At 66.1% G+C, this 15,619-nt stretch carries 18 protein-coding genes; 5 read left to right on the top strand and 13 right to left on the bottom strand.

Annotated elements, in window-relative coordinates; all coding sequences use genetic code 11:
* The first annotated feature begins 20 nt into the window (after positions 1-20).
* The 5 genes from ACFW0B_RS03910 (at position 21) to ACFW0B_RS03890 (ending at position 3,124) form a co-directional block, all read left to right on the top strand.
* Entirely contained in the window at positions 21-1,028 is a 1,008-nt protein-coding gene (locus tag ACFW0B_RS03910) for an RnfABCDGE type electron transport complex subunit D (RefSeq protein ID WP_449146642.1), read from the top strand.
* Complete coding sequence (locus tag ACFW0B_RS03905) at positions 1,025-1,633, top strand: RnfABCDGE type electron transport complex subunit G (protein WP_449146641.1); 609 nt, start codon at positions 1,025-1,027, stop codon at positions 1,631-1,633. Before ACFW0B_RS03910 ends, ACFW0B_RS03905 begins: the two co-directional genes overlap by 4 nt.
* Positions 1,630-2,199: an Rnf-Nqr domain containing protein gene (locus ACFW0B_RS03900; RefSeq protein ID WP_449146640.1), complete on the top strand. Its 570-nt coding sequence runs from the start codon at positions 1,630-1,632 to the stop codon at positions 2,197-2,199. The genes ACFW0B_RS03905 and ACFW0B_RS03900 overlap by 4 nt, the downstream gene beginning before the upstream one ends.
* A complete protein-coding gene (gene nth, locus ACFW0B_RS03895; RefSeq protein ID WP_449146639.1) occupies positions 2,199-2,837 on the top strand; it encodes an endonuclease III in 639 nt (212 codons plus the stop codon). Before ACFW0B_RS03900 ends, nth begins: the two co-directional genes overlap by 1 nt.
* Before the next feature lie 107 nt (positions 2,838-2,944).
* A complete protein-coding gene (locus tag ACFW0B_RS03890; protein ID WP_449146638.1) occupies positions 2,945-3,124 on the top strand; it encodes a PA3496 family putative envelope integrity protein in 180 nt (59 codons plus the stop codon).
* Positions 3,125-3,339: 215 nt separating this feature from the next.
* On the opposite strand, the gene ACFW0B_RS03885 is transcribed toward ACFW0B_RS03890, so the two are convergent.
* From ACFW0B_RS03885 to ACFW0B_RS03825, 13 genes are all read right to left on the bottom strand, one after another.
* Complete coding sequence (locus tag ACFW0B_RS03885; protein WP_449146637.1) at positions 3,340-4,575, bottom strand: hypothetical protein; 1,236 nt, start codon at positions 4,573-4,575, stop codon at positions 3,340-3,342.
* 602 nt (positions 4,576-5,177) lie between these two features.
* Positions 5,178-6,134, bottom strand: a complete 957-nt coding sequence (locus tag ACFW0B_RS03880) for a PDR/VanB family oxidoreductase (protein WP_449146636.1) — start codon at positions 6,132-6,134, stop codon at positions 5,178-5,180.
* Between the two features lie 16 nt (positions 6,135-6,150).
* Positions 6,151-6,585, bottom strand: a complete 435-nt coding sequence (locus ACFW0B_RS03875) for a RidA family protein (protein WP_449146635.1) — start codon at positions 6,583-6,585, stop codon at positions 6,151-6,153.
* Positions 6,582-7,601 carry a Rieske 2Fe-2S domain-containing protein gene (locus tag ACFW0B_RS03870; RefSeq protein ID WP_449146634.1) on the bottom strand — a complete coding sequence of 340 codons (1,020 nt, stop codon included), beginning with the start codon at positions 7,599-7,601 and terminating at the stop codon, positions 6,582-6,584. Before ACFW0B_RS03870 ends, ACFW0B_RS03875 begins: the two co-directional genes overlap by 4 nt.
* 22 nt (positions 7,602-7,623) lie before the next feature.
* Positions 7,624-7,842 carry a recombinase-like helix-turn-helix domain-containing protein gene (locus ACFW0B_RS03865; protein ID WP_449146633.1) on the bottom strand — a complete coding sequence of 73 codons (219 nt, stop codon included), beginning with the start codon at positions 7,840-7,842 and terminating at the stop codon, positions 7,624-7,626.
* A 1-nt stretch (position 7,843) separates the two neighbouring features.
* Positions 7,844-8,161 (bottom strand): hypothetical protein, encoded by a 318-nt coding sequence (locus ACFW0B_RS03860; protein WP_449146632.1) that lies wholly within the window; start codon positions 8,159-8,161, stop codon positions 7,844-7,846.
* A 7-nt stretch (positions 8,162-8,168) separates the two neighbouring features.
* Complete coding sequence (locus ACFW0B_RS03855; protein ID WP_449146631.1) at positions 8,169-9,134, bottom strand: VOC family protein; 966 nt, start codon at positions 9,132-9,134, stop codon at positions 8,169-8,171.
* Positions 9,135-9,147: 13 nt separating this feature from the next.
* Positions 9,148-10,632 carry an aldehyde dehydrogenase gene (locus ACFW0B_RS03850; protein ID WP_449146630.1) on the bottom strand — a complete coding sequence of 495 codons (1,485 nt, stop codon included), beginning with the start codon at positions 10,630-10,632 and terminating at the stop codon, positions 9,148-9,150.
* An 11-nt stretch (positions 10,633-10,643) separates the two neighbouring features.
* On the bottom strand, positions 10,644-11,447 hold the full coding sequence (locus ACFW0B_RS03845; RefSeq protein WP_449146629.1) for an aspartate dehydrogenase: 804 nt from the start codon (positions 11,445-11,447) through the stop codon (positions 10,644-10,646).
* Positions 11,448-11,457: 10 nt separating this feature from the next.
* On the bottom strand, positions 11,458-13,140 hold the full coding sequence (locus tag ACFW0B_RS03840; RefSeq protein ID WP_449146628.1) for a thiamine pyrophosphate-binding protein: 1,683 nt from the start codon (positions 13,138-13,140) through the stop codon (positions 11,458-11,460).
* Positions 13,133-13,930, bottom strand: a complete 798-nt coding sequence (locus ACFW0B_RS03835) for an SDR family oxidoreductase (RefSeq protein WP_449146627.1) — start codon at positions 13,928-13,930, stop codon at positions 13,133-13,135. The genes ACFW0B_RS03840 and ACFW0B_RS03835 overlap by 8 nt, the downstream gene beginning before the upstream one ends.
* Complete coding sequence (locus ACFW0B_RS03830) at positions 13,917-14,750, bottom strand: IclR family transcriptional regulator (protein WP_449146626.1); 834 nt, start codon at positions 14,748-14,750, stop codon at positions 13,917-13,919. Before ACFW0B_RS03830 ends, ACFW0B_RS03835 begins: the two co-directional genes overlap by 14 nt.
* Positions 14,743-15,612: an alpha/beta fold hydrolase gene (locus ACFW0B_RS03825; RefSeq protein WP_449146625.1), complete on the bottom strand. Its 870-nt coding sequence runs from the start codon at positions 15,610-15,612 to the stop codon at positions 14,743-14,745. The genes ACFW0B_RS03830 and ACFW0B_RS03825 overlap by 8 nt, the downstream gene beginning before the upstream one ends.
* Positions 15,613-15,619: the final 7 nt, after the last annotated feature.

The raw sequence follows: 15,619 nt of genomic DNA, 5'->3' as shown, positions 1-15,619 counted from the left end.
GTTTGCCTGCGGGTCCGGCCATGACCACGCGCCCGGCCTTCGACCCGCGCCCCAGCATGCAACTGGTGCTGGTCGCCTGCCTGCCGGGCCTGCTCGCACTGTTCTGGCAATACGGCTGGGGCAGCCTGCTGCAATTGCTGGTGGCCCTGCCGGTCGCCCTCGCCTGCGAAGCCCTGGTGCGCCGCCTGCGCCAGCAGCCCGCCCTGCCTGCGTCGTCGCTCCTCAACCAGCCTTTGCTGGGTGAAGGCAGCGCCCTGGTCAGTGCCGTGCTGCTCGCGCTGGCCCTGCCGCCCTACTCGCCCTGGTGGCTGACCGCCAGCGCCTGCGCCTTCGCCCTGCTGTTCGGCAAGGCAGTGTTCGGTGGCTTCGGGCAGAACCCGTTCAATCCGGCCATGCTGGGCTACGCCCTGGTACTGGTGGCCTTCCCCGCCCACTTCAACCAGTGGCCCACACCGGGCCAGCACCCCGGCCTCGGCGAATCCCTGCAACAGGTGCTGGGCGTCGGTGGCGGGCTGCTGGACGGCTGGAGCCAGGCCACAGCGCTGGACAGCCTCAAGCACAACGACCGCCTGACCATCGACGAACTTTTCGCCGGCCACGCCGCCTTCGGCAGCGTCGGCGGGCGCGGTGCGGAATGGGTCAACCTGGCGTTCCTGCTAGGCGGCCTGTTGCTGCTGCAGCGCAAGGTGATCCGCTGGCACGCGCCGGTCGGCCTGCTCGCCGGCCTCTTCGTCATCAGCCTGTTGTGCTGGAACGGCAGCGGTTCGGACTCCAACGGCTCGCCGCTGTTCCACCTGTTCAGCGGCGCCACCATGCTCGGCGCCTTCTTCATCGCCACCGAGCCCGTGTCCGGCGCTGGCAGCGACCGTGGCCGCCTGATCTTCGGCGTCGGCGCCGGACTGCTGGTCTACATGATCCGCACCTGGGGCGGCTACGCCGATGGCATGGCCTTCGCCATCCTGCTGATGAACCTGCTGGTGCCCACCATTGACCGCTACGCCCCACGCAATGCGGAGGCACAGCCATGAAAGGCCGCGGCCTGGCCATCCTGGTCGCGCTGGCGGCCTTTAGCCTCACGGTGCTGATCGCCGCCGACCAGCTCCTCGCCGGACGCATCGATGCCGAACGCCAGGCCGCCGATGAGCGCGCGCTGCTCGACCTGCTTCCCCCAGGCAGCTACGACAACCATCCCCTCGCCCAGCCCATCGCCCTGCCGGATAGCGAATTGCTGGGCAGCCCCGCCCCGACGCAAGCCTGGCTGGCCACCCGCGAAGGGACGCCAGTGGCCGTGCTGCTGCCGGCCACCGCCAAGGGCTACGAAGGCCCGATCCGCCTGTTGCTGGCCATTCGCCCGGACGGACGGCTGCTGGCCACCAAGGTACTGGGCCATCGCGAAACGCCTGGCATCGGCGACCGCATCGAGCCAGACCGCAGCGCCTGGCTGCGGATATTCACCGGCGCCTCCCTGGCCAGCCACCCCGAGGCAGAGTGGCGGGTGAAAGCCGACAAGGGCGAGTTCGATGAAATAGCCGGTGCCACCATCACCTCCCGCGCCGTGGTCAGCACCACCCAGCACGCGCTGCAGTTCTTCGACAGCCACCGTCTGTTGCTGCTCGGGGAGAAAGTGCCATGAGACCCTGTCACTTCGACTTGATGGGCCTGGCCCTGCTGCTGGGAGCCACCGACCTGCTGGTGAAGGGGCTTGGCCTGGCCATCACTGCGTTGCCCGTGCTGCTGCTGTTCGGCGTTGCCCTGCCAGCCCTGCGCCGTCACCTGGAAGGCGCAGGCTATTGGCTTGGCGCCCTGCTGCTCTCTGCGCTGCTAGCGAGCTTCGCGAGCCTGCTGCTGCAAGCCGGTGCCTTCGAACTGCACCGCGCCCTGGGCCCTTACCTCTACCTGCTGGTATTGCCCTGCCTGCAACTGGCCGCAAGCGAGTCCACGGGTAGGCTCGACGGTTTCGGCGCCGGGCTGGCGTTCGCGTTGCTCGCCGTTCTGCTGGGCGCGCTGCGGGAAGTGCTCGGCCACGCCAGCCTGTTCGCCCACTTCGACTGGCTGCTGGGTCCCGTCGCCCAGGGCTGGCGCCTGCAATTCGGTGCCGACGGCATTCCCCTGTTCGCCGTCGCGCCCGGAGCCTTTATCCTGCTGGGTACGCTATTGGCGTTGCTGCGCCACTTGACCAACCGGACCACTGATTCCTGATGAATGCCGCGAAACGCTACGAAATCTTCCGCCGCCTCCACGACGACGACCCCAACCCCACCACCGAACTGGCCTACAGCACGCCCTTCGAGCTGCTGATCGCGGTGATCCTCTCTGCCCAGGCCACGGACGTCGGCGTGAACAAGGCCACGGCCAGGCTCTACCCAGTGGCCAACACCCCGGAAGCCATATACGCCCTCGGCGTCGATGGCCTGTCGGAGTACATCAAGACCATCGGCCTGTACAACAGCAAGGCCAAAAACGTCATCGAGACCTGCCGCATCCTCATCGAGAAGCACGGCAGCCAAGTGCCGGACAATCGCGAGGACCTCGAAGCCCTGCCCGGCGTCGGACGCAAGACCGCCAACGTGGTGCTCAACACGGCCTTTCGCCAGCCCACCATGGCGGTGGATACGCATATCTTCCGGGTGAGCAACCGTACCGGCATCGCCCCCGGCAAGAACGTGCTGGAGGTGGAAAAGAAGCTGCTGAAATTCGTGCCAAAAGAATTCCTGCTGGACGCTCACCACTGGCTGATCCTGCATGGACGCTACGTTTGCGTGGCCCGCAAACCTCGCTGCGGCGCGTGTCGCATCGAGGATCTGTGCGAGTACAAGGCGAAGACTTCGGACGATTGATAGCCTATTAATTCGCTCAAGAATCCGATTGAAAAAATCTTTTTTACCGACCCTGGCTTTGTGGTTATAAGGTGCGCCAATAGCGCCCCGCTTTGTGGAGTGACCCTATGAGCACAGCCAAAGACGATATCGAGCTCGAAGAAGAATTCGTTACCGAAGATGCCGAAGAGGCGGAAACCCCGGTAGAAGCCGCCAAGGCCAACCTGACCAAACGCCGCATCATCGACAACTACCTCGAAGAACGGCGTTTGCAGAAGCAGCTTTCCGATTACGACTTCGACCTGTAATCGGCGCCTTGCCCGAAAGCCCCGCGATGCGGGGCTTTTTGTTTGCTCCTGGGGGAGCGAATTCATTCGTGGCTGACCTGCAAAGGTCCCTCTCCCCCAACCCTCTCCCTGAAGGGAGAGGGGGCTGTTCGTGCCTGCGTCCAGCGACTGCGCAACCCTGTAGGGGCGAATTCATTCGCCAAGGGCCGCGCAGCGGCCCCTGGGAAACACCGCCTTCAGAAGTAGTAACCGATGTTCAGGTTGGTGCGGAAAATCCACTCGTCGCTGCGCGAGGAGGTGGTGCTGGTGAAGCCGGTGCCGCTCTCGGCGCCGCCGTAGGGGTTGGCGTTACGGCCCCAGGTGAAGTCCAGCCAGCCCATGATCGGCATGGCGATGAACTGCACACCGGCGGTGTACATCTGCGAGTCGTCCCAGCCGCTCTTGTCCTTGAACATGCGGCTGTAGTCGTTATAGAAGCGCAGCTTCTTCAGCATGCCCATGTTCGGCGTCGGTACGTCGTAGGCGACGTTGAAGGACGCCACGGTGGCTTCGGAGGCGATCAGGAAGGCCGGCGTCAGGCCATTGGTACCCATAAGAATGGCGTCGTCGCTGACCCCGGCCGGGTTCTTCGGATCGAACTCGTAGCGGATGCCCTGGGTGGTCACCGTCCAGTTGCCGCTGTTGATCACCGCGTGTAAGCCACCGGCCCAGTAGTCGCCATCGTCACCGGTAGTGGCGTTGTGCAGGCGTGCCGCTGCCAACGAGCCCCCCACCTCGGTCTTCCAGCCGTCACCGGCGAAGTTGCGCGCCACCCGCAGGTTCACCTGGTCACGCTTCTCGTTGTCCTGACGCGAGTGGATGGCCGGGATGGCATTGTCGTTCAGGTCGGAGAAACGTCCCACTTCGGGGGAATAGCGCAGGTCGCTGGGTAACATGCGCGGGAAGTAGCCGGCCTGGATATTCCAGTCGGCATCCTTGTAGATGTACTTGACGCCGGTACCGGCATTGACGCCGTACCCCAGGAAGAACGGGATGTGGTAGCTCCAGCCGAACTGCGGATAGGGCTCCAGGCCGAAGGGCTTGAAGGGTGCGCCCAGTTGCAGACTGGAGGTGTCGTTGAACTTGTAGCCGATGTAACCACGGTCGATGGACTGTTTGCCATCATCCTGGAACCAGTAGCCCAGGTCAGAGAAGAAGTTGTGGTGGGTGGCCTGCACGTCCAGGCGGAAGGTATCGAAGAGGAAGCGGCCGTTGTTCTCGGTGGTGTCCCAGTCTTCGTAGCGGTAGTTCATGCGCAGGGCACCACCGATATCCAGGGAGCTCTTGCCGTCGTCGCTGCGCAGGCCGATATGGGGAAACGGCTTGGGCTGTGCGGCGACCGGTGCCGTGGGTGCCGCCGGCCCGGCGGACTGGTCGGCCAGTATGGAATGGGTGCAAAGCGCAAGACCAATGGACAGCACGTACTTTTTCATCAAGACCTCATCTGCTAGTTCGCAAAGGCAGAGTTCTTGAGCAAAGCGAGACTCGCCACCTGAACCTCTCGAACAACTTGAAAGTTGCATTATCGAGAAGAAAAAGGCGCCTCGCTTATTGCTCTTTAATTGTTTTCGGCCCTTCCATTTGCCTGTTCAACTGTTACCCGGCGAAACTGCCGAGCGGACAACTTGATCGCATCTTTGTTTCACCTGCGATACGTTGTTTTGAGCATGAACCATGCCACTGCATCGCGAACAGGCATTAACTTTAAAAACCCCTTAAATTCAATTGTTTATATATAGAACATGGGCTTTTGTATCACCCTTGAAACCCGACATTTCCGGGGTAACGAAAGCATACGAAGTGTGTGCACGGAATACTCACGGTGACACTTGACGGTGAGTTTTGTCGTTTCACACCGGAAACATGACTTGATAGTCACTGACATTTCGCAGTCCGTAGCCGGATGAAATCCGGTAACGGCTTGGCAGAATTCGCCGAATATCATCCGGGTTACATGTCCGAGGAATTTCCCACGGGCAAAAAAAACCGGCGTCACGAGCGCCGGTCAAATGGTGAGCAAAGGAACAACAGGGGATCAGAGGTCCAGCACCAGCCGCGAGCCCTTGCAGCCGGATACGCAGACCATCATGGTCTGGTTCGCCGCCTTCTCGGCCTTGGTCAACACGCCGTCGCGGTGCTCGGGTTCGCCTTCCAGCACGCGGGTCTCGCAGGCGCCGCAGACGCCTTCGCGGCAGCTGCAGTCAACTTCGATACCGGACTCCAGCAGCGCATCCAGCAGGGATTTTCCGCTCGGTACTTCGATGCTCTTGTTGCTGCGCGCCAGCTTCACCTCGTAGCTGCCCTGGGGCGCCGCTGCAGGCGGGGCCGCTGCGGCGAAGCGTTCGATATGTACGTTCGGATGGCCGAGGCTTTCGCAGAGGTTCTCGAAGGCGTCGATCATTGGCGTTGGGCCGCAGCAGTAGAAATGCGCCGTGGACGGCCGCGCGGCGAGGAAGGCCTTGAGGTCGATGGGGCCGCCGCTCTCGTCGTCGAAGTGCAGCTTGATATTGGCGCCGCTGGCGGCCAGCTCCTCGACGAAGGCAGCCTCCTTGCGGGAACGTGCGCAGTAGAGCATTTCCACCGATTTGCCCAGGGCGCACAGTCGGTTGAGCATGCAGTAGATCGGCGTCACGCCGATACCGCCGGCCACCAGCACGCTGTGCTCGGCGCTTTCGTCCAGCTGGAACAGGTTGCGCGGCGGGGAGATCTGCAGCTGCATGCCCACCCGCAGGTTCTGGTGCACGTAGGCGGAGCCGCCACGGCTGTTGCGGTCGCGGAGGATGCCGACCACATAGCGGCCACTGTCCTCGGGGGAGTTGAGCAGGGAGTAGCTGCGCACCAGGCCGTTGCCCAGGTGCAGGTCGATATGGGCGCCGGCGGTGAAGGCGGGGAATACCTGGTCACCGTAGGGCCGCAGCTCGACACTGATGATGCCTTCCGCTTCGAAGCGCAGGGTGTGGACGAAGGCCGTCAGTGTGTTGTTGTGAGTCATCTTTCTACCTCTGTTTTCAGGCTTCGTCGCAGTTCGCCAGGTCGATGTCCAGACGCGCCCAGGCGTCGATCTCCACCAGCAGTTCGGGGAACACCAGACCGCTCACCTCCACCAGGGTGGAGGCGGGAAAAGTGCCCTGTCCGGCGAAAAAATCGCGCCGCGCGCGCCCAACCTCGTCCTTGTCGGCGATGCGGGTGACATAGACGTTGAGCTTGTAGATGTTGCCGATATGCCCTCCTGCCGCCTCCAGCAACGCCTTGACCTTGCCCAGCACCACCAGGGTCTGGGCATGGGCGTCGAGCGGCGCGCCGCGTTCGGCGGCCTGACGGGTGGCAGGGTGCCCGGTCATGCCGGACATCACCAGCTCCTGCCCCACCAGCAGGGCGTTGGACCAACTGGCGGTGCCCAGGTCGGGCGCGCCGACGGCGCGGATGCGACGGACCGGGGTCACAGCTGCTTGGCCTCGATCAGTTCCAGCTGGGCCTTGGCCAGGTTCTTCATGTGGCGGCGCAGGCGCACCAGGCCGAGGTCATGCTGGTAGAGGTTCTCCCGCTGGTTGGCGTCCGGGTCCATGAACTCGAGGATTTCGCGGTCCTGCTCCAGCACCGCCCAGTGGCGCGCTTCCAGGCGGTTCTTGTAGAGGAAACGCCAGGTGTCGCGCTGCCAGCCGGTGAGGGGACGGCAACGCCAGTGGAAGACGGCGCACAGCTCGCGGGAGATGGGCGTGTAGCTGCCGACGATGTGGAAGTTGCCGCCCGGACCACCGGTCTTCGGATAGGGGATTTCCAGGCGCATCCAGTGCACACCGGTGTCAGCCCACTCGGTCCAGTCGAAGTTCACCCCGCGCTGGCCTTCCTTCTCGAAGATGAAGCCGGTGTCGGTGTCGCGGGTGACGAACTTGGCCTGGCTCTCGCCTTCGGACATGGAATGGGACTGCTTGTGCAGGTAGGTGCCGTGCATGGGGTCCATGACGTTGTCCAGCACGTAGCGGTAGTCGCCGCGCCACTCGGTGTAGCAGAGGAAGTGGGAGAACTCGGGGTCGGTCAGTTGCTCCGGCAGTACCAGCGGCGGCGCCGCGTCGACGTTGCCCGCCGAGTTGTACAGCCAGACCGCACCGGCCGCCTCGGTGACGTGGAAGTAACGAGTGGCCTGACTGCCTTCCAGCTTGCAGCCGGGGCTGCCGGGCACGCGGGTAGTGACGCCGTCGCAGCGCACTTCCACGCCGTGGTAGGGGCATTGCAGGCGGTCGCCCAGGTTCACCCCGCGCGACAGCGGCGCGCCACGGTGCGGGCAGTGGTCTTCGAGCGCGTGCAGGCTGCCGTCGGTGTCGCGCCAGAGGGCCAGTTTGTAGCCCAGGCGGTGCAGGGACACCGGCTTGTCCTGGATGAAGCCGACCGGGCAGATCGGGTACCAGAGGTTCTTCAGGCCATTGGCGAGGAGTTGTTCAACAGGGTCCACGGTGCTCATAGCAGGTTCCTCTCGGGGTAATTCATTCGCCCAGGCGGGCCATCAGGGTCTTGTAGGCATCCTCGCTCCAGGGACCGCCGCCCGGGCAGGTGGGGCCGGCCTGGTTGAGGTAGCCCAGCAACCCCGGGAGATCGTGAATGCCGGCGGCGTAGGCACGCTCGATGGAGTCGCCGAGCAGGTTCTCGAAAGAATTCGGCTCGCGGGTGCGCGCCTGATGGGGTTCCAGATAACGGTCTTGCATTTCATTGGCCTCCATTGCGGACCCGTTCGCGGATGGTTTCGCGAACCGGGACGAAGTCGTAGGTCGGGTAATACTCGGTGCGGAACACGCCCCAGGCGGAGCGCTCCAGTTCGACGTTGATACGTGGCAGCAGGGCCGGCGGCAGGCGCAGGGTGACGATCTGCCCCAGGCCCATGGCGACGGTCCAGGAGACGATCTCGACGCCCTCGCCGGGGAATCGCTCCCACCAGTCCATGGCCTTCATGTGGGCCTGGATTTCTTCGAGGTTCTTCGACTGGTCGTGCCGGAGCAGCACAGTCAGCAGCAGCGTCTCGCTCATGGTCGCCTCAGCGCTTGGGCTTGTCGGTGAGGAACTTGCCTTGCGGCGCCTCGACGTTCTTCTGCCGCCGGGTGTTGCCGTCCAGACCGCCGGCGATGGCCCACTCGGCGAACACCGTAGGACCGGGCTCGAATTCACGGGGCTGCCATTGGCCGGTCAGCTGATCCTCGTCGGCGTAGTACTCCACCAGGGCACCGGCGGGGTTCCTGAAGTACCAGAAGTAGGCCGATGACACCGGGTGACGGCCCGGGCCGATCTCGGTGTCCCAGCCGCAGCGGGAGATGTGCATGCCACCGCCGAACACTTCGTGGATGTCGCGCACGGTGAAGGCCACATGGTTGAGGCCGGCCCGCGGTTGCGGCAGTTGCAGCATGAACAGGTCGTGGTGGCCGCCCTCCTCCGCGCAGCGCATGAAGGCGCCCCGGCCCGGGTAGCGGTCGGAGCAGACGAAGCCGAAGCGCTCGCTATAAAAGCGCTCGCAGGTGTTCACGTCCTTGACGAAGAACACCACGTGGCCGACTTCGATCGGCTGGGCGCGCTCGTAGATCGGACTGGCCTGGTTGATCCGGCCCTTGAACTGCCAGGTGTTGGACTGGCCGCACTGGACCTGGATATCGCGCTTGCGAGTGACCTGCAGGCGCACCGCCAGTCCGTTGGGATCAAGGCAGCCGATGCGGCCCTCGCCCTCGATGAAGCCGGGGTCGCCCGCGATGCGCTCGGCATACAGTTTGAGGTCCGCCTCACTCTCCACGCCCCAGACCACTTCGCGCAGGGTGGAGCCGGCCTCGATGGCCGGCGGCAGGCCGGGCTTGTCCAGGGCCGCGACAATCACGCGGCAGCCGTTGAGGCTTTCGAAGACCACCTGGTCGTCACTCGCCTCCACTTGCTTCAGGCCCCAGTCGGCAAAGAAGCGGGCACTGGTGGCCAGGTCTTCCACGCCGTAGGTGATTTCGTCGATTCCCAATACGCTCATCGCGTCTTCCTCATCAGTGGCTGCCGGCCCAGGCCAGCGGCTGTTCGTTCAGGCCCCAGTAGAGGCTCTTCTGCTCCATGTACTGGAGAATCCCCAGGCGCCCCTTCTCCCGGCCCAGGCCGCTGTCGCGCCAGCCGCCGAAGGGGGTGGAGATGGAGAACTGCTTGTAGGTGTTGATCCACACGGTGCCGGCCTGAACCGCGCGACCGAGCTTCCAGGCGCGCTGGAAGTCGCGGGTCCAGATGCCGGCGGCGAGCGCGTAGCAGCTGTCGTTGGCCTCTTCGACCAGGGCCTCTTCGCTGTCGAAGGGCATGGCCACCAGCACCGGGCCGAAGACTTCCTCCTGGCACAGGCGGGCGTTGTTGGAAAGGCCTTCGATGATGGTCGGGGTGTAGAAGTAGCCACGGTCGAAGGCTTCGCCATGGGGGCGCACGCCGCCGGTGCGCAGGCGGCCGCCTTCGGCCACGCCCATCTCGACGTAACGCTCCACCGACTCGCGATGGCGGGCGCTGATCAACGGCCCCATCTGGGTGCGCTCGTCGGCCGGGTCGCCAATGCGCAGGGCGGCGGCGCCATGGGCCAGGCGCTCCATGAACTCCTCGTAGTGCTCGCGGGCGACGAACAGCCGCGAGCCGGCGATGCAGGACTCGCCGCTGGAGCTGAAGATGCCGTAGAGCACACCGGCCACCGCGTGGTCCAGATCGGCATCAGCCAGCACCATGGTCGGCGACTTGCCGCCCAGTTCCATGGACACCGGCATCATCTTGTCGGCGGCGATACGCGCGATGTGCTTGCCGGTGCTGGTGCCGCCGGTAAAGGACACGCGCTTGATCAGCGGGTGGCGGGTCAAGGCGTCGCCGATCAGCGAGCCCTTGCCCGGCAGCACGCTGACCAGACCGCGCGGCAAGCCGGCCTCATCACAGATGCGCGCCAGGGCCAAAGCCGCCAGCGGGGTGATCTCCGCCGGCTTGACCACCACCGCGTTGCCGGCGGCCAGGGCCGGGGCGAGCTTCTGCGCCTCGGAGGCGATGGGCGAGTTCCAGGGGGTGATGGCGGCCACCACACCCATGGGCTCGTACAGGCTCATGGTGACGAAGTCGCCGCGCGACGGGGTGATGGTTTCCTCCAGGGTCTCGCAGGCGGCGGCGAAGAATTGGAAGGTGGCGGCGGCGCTGGCCACCAGGTTGCGGGTTTCCTTGATCGGTTTGCCGTTGTCCAGACGCTGCAGCTGCGCCAGCTCTTCGCTGCGTTCACGGATCAGCGCGGCGATGCGGTAGAGCACGGCAGCGCGCTCATGGGGTTTGCGCTGGGCCCAGCCGCTTTCGCGGAAGGCGCGGTGGGCGCCCTGGATGGCTTCTTCCACGTCGTCCAGGCTGGCGGCGTGCAGACGGGCGATGGCTTCGCCGGTAGCCGGGTAGAGGCTCTGGTAGAGGTCGCCGCCGCCCAGGCGCCACTCGCCGGCGATGCAGATGGGTTGGATCGGATTCAGGTCAATCACGGTTCGCGTCCCTAGATCGATATCACATGGGCGTGGTTACCCAGCGCGCGGACAACGCTGTACACGGTCAGCGCCGAGGTCTTGGGATTGGCCGCCAGGGGCTTGCCGCGCAGGGTCAGCTCGAAGCCGCCGAAAGCGCCGCTGGCTTCCACCTGGTGCACGTTCTCGCTGCTCGCCGGGTCGGCGATCAGGCGCACCTGGGTGCGGTCCAGACCGAGGCCGGCCAGCGACAGGGTGGCGGCGACGTTGGCGTTCTTCGGGTAGAGCCGCGCCGCTTCGCGGGCGCTGCCTTCGAAGATCACCCGCGCCTCGGCCAGGTGTTCCAGGTCGCAGACCTGCTCACCCGGCGTGCCCAGCCAGGCGCGCGCCGGCTTGCGGCCGGTATAGCGCACCGACTCCAGGCCGCCGACCTTGGCCGCCGACAGCGCGTCGATGCCGCCGATGGCGCCGGGCAGCAGTTCGATGCGGGTGCCGCCGGACTCGGCGGCGGCCTCCAGTCGCTCCACCAGCCCCGGCTCGGACAGCGCCCCCACCGACACCACCAGGCAGGGAATGCCCTGGGCCAGCGCCGGCAGCACGTGCTGCTCGATGGCGCGGTGCCCGGCGCACTCCACCAGCAGGTCTGGACGCGCACCGGCCGGCAGTTCGGCGAGCACCTGCGGCGGCGTGCGCAGGCTGGCCAGGCGCTGGCGGACCAGCGCCTGGGATTCGTCCGGGACGATCACCGCATCGACGCAGAGATGCGGATCACTCTCCAGCAGTTCCAACACACCGACGCCGATGGCGCCGCAACCGATCATGGTGATATGCAGCATGGCGAGGGCCTCAGGCAGTGGCCTTGGCGGTCTGGGCTTCGTTGGTCGGCGGACCGGCGAAGATGGTCTTGAAGCTACCCACCGAGAGCATGTCCACCTCCAGCAGGAAGGGGCCGGACTCGGCCAGGGCGCCATCCAGCACGCTGCTGAAGTCCTTCAGGTCGCTGACCCTGGCGTGACGCAGGCCGAGGGACGCCGACAGCTGGGCGTAGTCCGGCGTGTGCAGGTCGACGTAGCAGCGACGGCCACCGTAGGCGGCGTCCTGGATGTTCTTGATCACCCCGTAGCCCTGGTCGTTCATCAGTACGATGACCATGTCGGCCTGCTCCTGCACGGCGGTGGCCAATTCGCCCAGATTGAGGATGAAGCCGCCGTCGCCGGCCAGCACGAAGGTCTTGCGGCCAGGGGCGGTTTCCGCCGCACCGACGGCGGCGCCGATGCCCATGGCCAGGCCCTGGCCGATGCCACCGCCAAGGGCGTGCACGCCGGCGCGGGGGCTGAAGATCTTCAGGTGACGGTTGCCCCAGGTGCTGTTGGACACGGTGACATCGCGCACCCAGTTGAAGTTGGTGCCGGCCAGCGCCTGCAGCTGCTCCACCAGGGAGGCGTAGGGGCCGAGGCCGTCCACCAGCTGGGCACGGGCCTGGTTGCGCGCGGCGGCGAGATCCGCGGCGAAGGCCGGGTCCACCGACAGACGCCCTTCGAGGCGGTCGGCGAGGCCCCTGAGGACCAGTTCGGAATCGCCACAGACGAAGTAGTCGCTGGTGTAGCAGCGGCCCTCCGCCGTGGCATCGGCGTCGGCCCGGTAAAGCGGACGCGGGAGCTTGAGCTCGTACTTGAGGGTTTCGTTGCCGCGCAGGCGCGAGCCCACGACAAGCATGGCATCGCAGGTCTGGTAGAACTGCTCCACAGGCTTGTTCAGGTTGAAGGCGCCGAGGGAACGCTCGTCGTCTTCGGGGACTATGCCGCGGCCCTGGGTGCTGGTGACCACGCCGACGCCCATGTCCAGCAGACGCTGCACCTGCTCACCGGCATGGCGGGCGCCGCCGCCCAGCCAGAGCATCGGCCGGCGGGCCTTGGCGAAGCGCTCGGCGAGGTCGTCCAGCGCCTGCTCGGAGGGCCTGGCCACCGGCACCGGCAGCGGTGAGAGGTCCGCCGGCATGTTGATCAGGGCCGACTGGATGTCGATCGGGATTTCCACGCTCACCGGGCCGGTGGGCGCGGTCAGGGCGGTCTGCACGGCCAGCTTGATGGTACTGATGGCGGTGTCGACGCTGCGTACGCGGAAGGCCGCCTTGGAGATGGCCTTGAGCATGGTCAGTTGATCCGGTGCCTCGTGGATGTAGGCCAGGCTCTGGTCCAGGTAGGGGGTTTCGATCTGCCCTGTCAGGTGCAACAGCGGAGTCCCGGCGGTGAGCGCTTCCACCATGGCCCCGGCAGCGTTGCCGGCGGCGGTGCCGGTGCTGGTCAGGCACACCCCCAGGCCACCGGTGGTGCGGGCGTAGGAATCCGCCATGTTGGCCGCGCCGGCCTCGCCACGGGCCATCACGAAGCGGATGTTGCCGCGGATGGCGAAGGCATCGAGGATCGGCATGTTGTGGATGGAGATCACCCCGAAGGCAGCCTTGACGTCGCACTGCTCGAGGAAGGCGGCGATGGCGGCGCCGACTGTGACTTTGTTTTCGTTACGCATGACGGGACAAACCTCCGGAAACATCGATGTGACTACCCGTCGTATAGGCAGACAGGGGGGAAGCGAGGAAAACGATGGCGCGGGCCGCTTCTACCGGCTTGCCCAGTCGCCCCAGGGGAATCTGCTTGCGTTGCGCCAGCTGGCCGGTCCACTGGGCCCAGTCCAGCTCGCGCTCTTCACGTGCCTCGAAACGGCGGCGCCATTGGCCGGACTCCACCAGACCGATGAGGATGCCGTTGACCCGCACCCCCTTCGGCGCGAACTCGAAGGCCATGGAACGCACCAGGTTCTTCACCCCGGCGCGGGCGGCGCTGGTGGCCACCATGTGCGGCTCCGGCTGGCTGGCCAGCAGCGAGTTGACGCAGACGATAGCGGCGTCGGCCTGACCTTCCAGCTGCGGCAGGAAGGCGCGCACCGGGTGGATGATGGAGAAGAACTTCAGCTGCAGTTCCTCGCTCCAGGCCTCATCCGAGGTGTCGGCGAAGGTGGAGACGCGGCCCTGGCCGGCGTTGTTCACCAGGATGCTGGCGCGGCCCAGCGCGCTTTGGCTGGCCTCGGCGAAGGCCCGTACCTGCGCAGGATCGAGCACGTCGCAGGCCTGGGCGAACAGGCGCGCGGCGGGGAAGCGTTCGCGCAGGCTGGCCTCGGCGCTCCGCAGGCGCTCGCCGTTGCGGCCACAGAAGGCGACGGCAGCGCCGGCCTCCAGCAGCAGCTCGACCGTGGCCAGGCCAATGCCGGAGGAACCGCCGGTGACCACCGCCACGGCGGCGGATAGGTCACACATGCTCATGCTGCTTGCTCCGGAAGATGGAAGTGACATTGTCGTGGCTGTCCGGCGTGTAATTGAGCAAGTGCGACAGTTCGTCGGCACTGTTGCGCACGTTGCTCACCAGATGGTCGATTCGGCTTGGCTCGATGTGCGCCGAGGGAATGGTGGCGCCCATGGCCGCCACCACCTTGCCGCTGTGGTCGCGAACTGGCGCGGCCACGGTGGAGATGGTCGACTCGAAGAACCCCTCGCCCTGGACAAAGCCGCGCTGGCGGTCGCCCTGCACCAGATCGAACAGTTCCAGTACGGTCTTCGGGGTGTTCGGCGAGAACTGCTCCAGGTGCTCTTCCGGGTACAGCTCGCGCAGCTCGCCCAGGGACAGGTCCTGCAGCAGGATGCGGCCGAGCACCGTGGCGTGGGCCGGAAGGCGGGTGCCGACGTTGACCGTGCTGGTCAGCAGGGTGGACGGCGAGACCTTGGCCACGTAGACGATGGAACGGCCGTCGCGCACCACCAGGTTGCAGGGGTAACGGATTTCGTCGCACAGGCGGTTGAGCAGCGGCTGGCCCAGTTCGGTCAACTCCAGCGACGCCAGGTACTCGAAGCCCAGGCGCAGCACGGCCATACCCAGGCGGTACTCGTTGCCATTGCGGGTCACGAAGCCCATGGTTTCCAGGGTGGTCAGCAGGCGAAAGATGGTCGAACGCGGCAGCTTCAGGCGCCGCGCCAGCTCCGGCGCCGACAGCGTGCGGTTTTTCCGGCTGAACTCGCAGAGCAGCAGCAGGCCGCGCTCCAGGCCGGGCACTATGTACTTGTCTTGCGAATCGTCTGGCTTATCCATTGGCGGTTCCTTCAAGAGAGTGGCGTTGCGCGTGGCCAATGCGTCCGGCGACCACTTCGGGTTGTTCGATGGGGCTGGCGTGGCCGGCTCCGGGAATCAGCGAGAACGGCGCACCGAGCTGGCGGGCGATGGCACTGCAGGCCTCGGGGGTGGTGATGCCGTCGTCCTCGCCGCAATGCACCTCGCAGGGCGCCGCCGGCACGCCGTGGCCGAGCAGGTCGTCGCCGCAGAGCAGCTCCACGGCCTGGCGGTAACCTGCGGGATTGAGCCGCGCCATGTTCCAGCGCACCCAGGCCAGGGCGTCTTCGCTCGGGTTGCGGCCGAGCAGACGCGCGGTGCGCTCGCTGGCCATGCCGTCGATGCCGAGGCGTTCCAGGCTTTCCAGGCGCTGGCGGCGCACCTGCGCGCCGCTGTCACGCAACTCGGCGGCGCCATAGCCGCGCGCCGGGCTGAGCAGCATCAGGCGGCGCACCCGCGCTGCGCCAATGCCGGCGGCGTAGGCCATGGCCATCAGCGCGCCGAGGGAATGGCCCACCAGCAGGCAGTTGTCCACGTCCAGCGCCTGCAGCAGCAGCTCCAGGCGCGCGGCGTAGTCGGCGGCCTTCGGCCGGGCCTGCGGCAGCGGCGTGGACAGGCCGTAGCCCGGCGCGTCCCAGGCGATCACCCGGCACTCCGCGGCCAGGCGCCGGGCGCAATGCAGCCAGGAGGCCGAGCCCGAGCCAATGCCGTGCAACAGCACCACCACCGGGCCCTCACCACATTCGCGAATGGCCACCTGGGCGCCGTCGGCCAGCTGCACCAGGCGCTCGGGGAAGCGCTGCTGCAGGTTCGGGGCGGGGCTGTGGGTCTGCGCCATGTTCATTGCCGGC

It is taken from the genome of Metapseudomonas phytobenefica (assembly GCF_043392685.1).
In the GTDB taxonomy this organism is placed as follows: Bacteria; Pseudomonadota; Gammaproteobacteria; order Pseudomonadales; family Pseudomonadaceae; genus Metapseudomonas.
This window is presented reverse-complemented; position numbering and strand designations above follow the sequence as displayed.

Excerpts from the sequence above, each read along its gene's own strand:
- ACFW0B_RS03830 (WP_449146626.1), bottom strand. The coding sequence starts at position 14,750 with ATGGATAAGCCAGACGATTCGCAAGACAAGTACATAGTGCCCGGCCTG.
- ACFW0B_RS03860 (WP_449146632.1), bottom strand. The coding sequence starts at position 8,161 with ATGAGCGAGACGCTGCTGCTGACTGTGCTGCTCCGGCACGACCAGTCG.
- ACFW0B_RS03865 (WP_449146633.1), bottom strand. The coding sequence starts at position 7,842 with ATGCAAGACCGTTATCTGGAACCCCATCAGGCGCGCACCCGCGAGCCG.
- nth (WP_449146639.1), top strand. The coding sequence starts at position 2,199 with ATGAATGCCGCGAAACGCTACGAAATCTTCCGCCGCCTCCACGACGAC.
- ACFW0B_RS03825 (WP_449146625.1), bottom strand. The coding sequence starts at position 15,612 with ATGAACATGGCGCAGACCCACAGCCCCGCCCCGAACCTGCAGCAGCGC.
- ACFW0B_RS03845 (WP_449146629.1), bottom strand. The coding sequence starts at position 11,447 with ATGCTGCATATCACCATGATCGGTTGCGGCGCCATCGGCGTCGGTGTG.
- ACFW0B_RS03890 (WP_449146638.1), top strand. The coding sequence starts at position 2,945 with ATGAGCACAGCCAAAGACGATATCGAGCTCGAAGAAGAATTCGTTACC.
- ACFW0B_RS03840 (WP_449146628.1), bottom strand. The coding sequence starts at position 13,140 with ATGCGTAACGAAAACAAAGTCACAGTCGGCGCCGCCATCGCCGCCTTC.
- ACFW0B_RS03870 (WP_449146634.1), bottom strand. The coding sequence starts at position 7,601 with ATGAGCACCGTGGACCCTGTTGAACAACTCCTCGCCAATGGCCTGAAG.
- ACFW0B_RS03855 (WP_449146631.1), bottom strand. The coding sequence starts at position 9,134 with ATGAGCGTATTGGGAATCGACGAAATCACCTACGGCGTGGAAGACCTG.
- ACFW0B_RS03900 (WP_449146640.1), top strand. The coding sequence starts at position 1,630 with ATGAGACCCTGTCACTTCGACTTGATGGGCCTGGCCCTGCTGCTGGGA.
- ACFW0B_RS03905 (WP_449146641.1), top strand. The coding sequence starts at position 1,025 with ATGAAAGGCCGCGGCCTGGCCATCCTGGTCGCGCTGGCGGCCTTTAGC.
- ACFW0B_RS03880 (WP_449146636.1), bottom strand. The coding sequence starts at position 6,134 with ATGACTCACAACAACACACTGACGGCCTTCGTCCACACCCTGCGCTTC.
- ACFW0B_RS03835 (WP_449146627.1), bottom strand. The coding sequence starts at position 13,930 with ATGAGCATGTGTGACCTATCCGCCGCCGTGGCGGTGGTCACCGGCGGT.
- ACFW0B_RS03885 (WP_449146637.1), bottom strand. The coding sequence starts at position 4,575 with ATGAAAAAGTACGTGCTGTCCATTGGTCTTGCGCTTTGCACCCATTCC.
- ACFW0B_RS03910 (WP_449146642.1), top strand. The coding sequence starts at position 21 with ATGACCACGCGCCCGGCCTTCGACCCGCGCCCCAGCATGCAACTGGTG.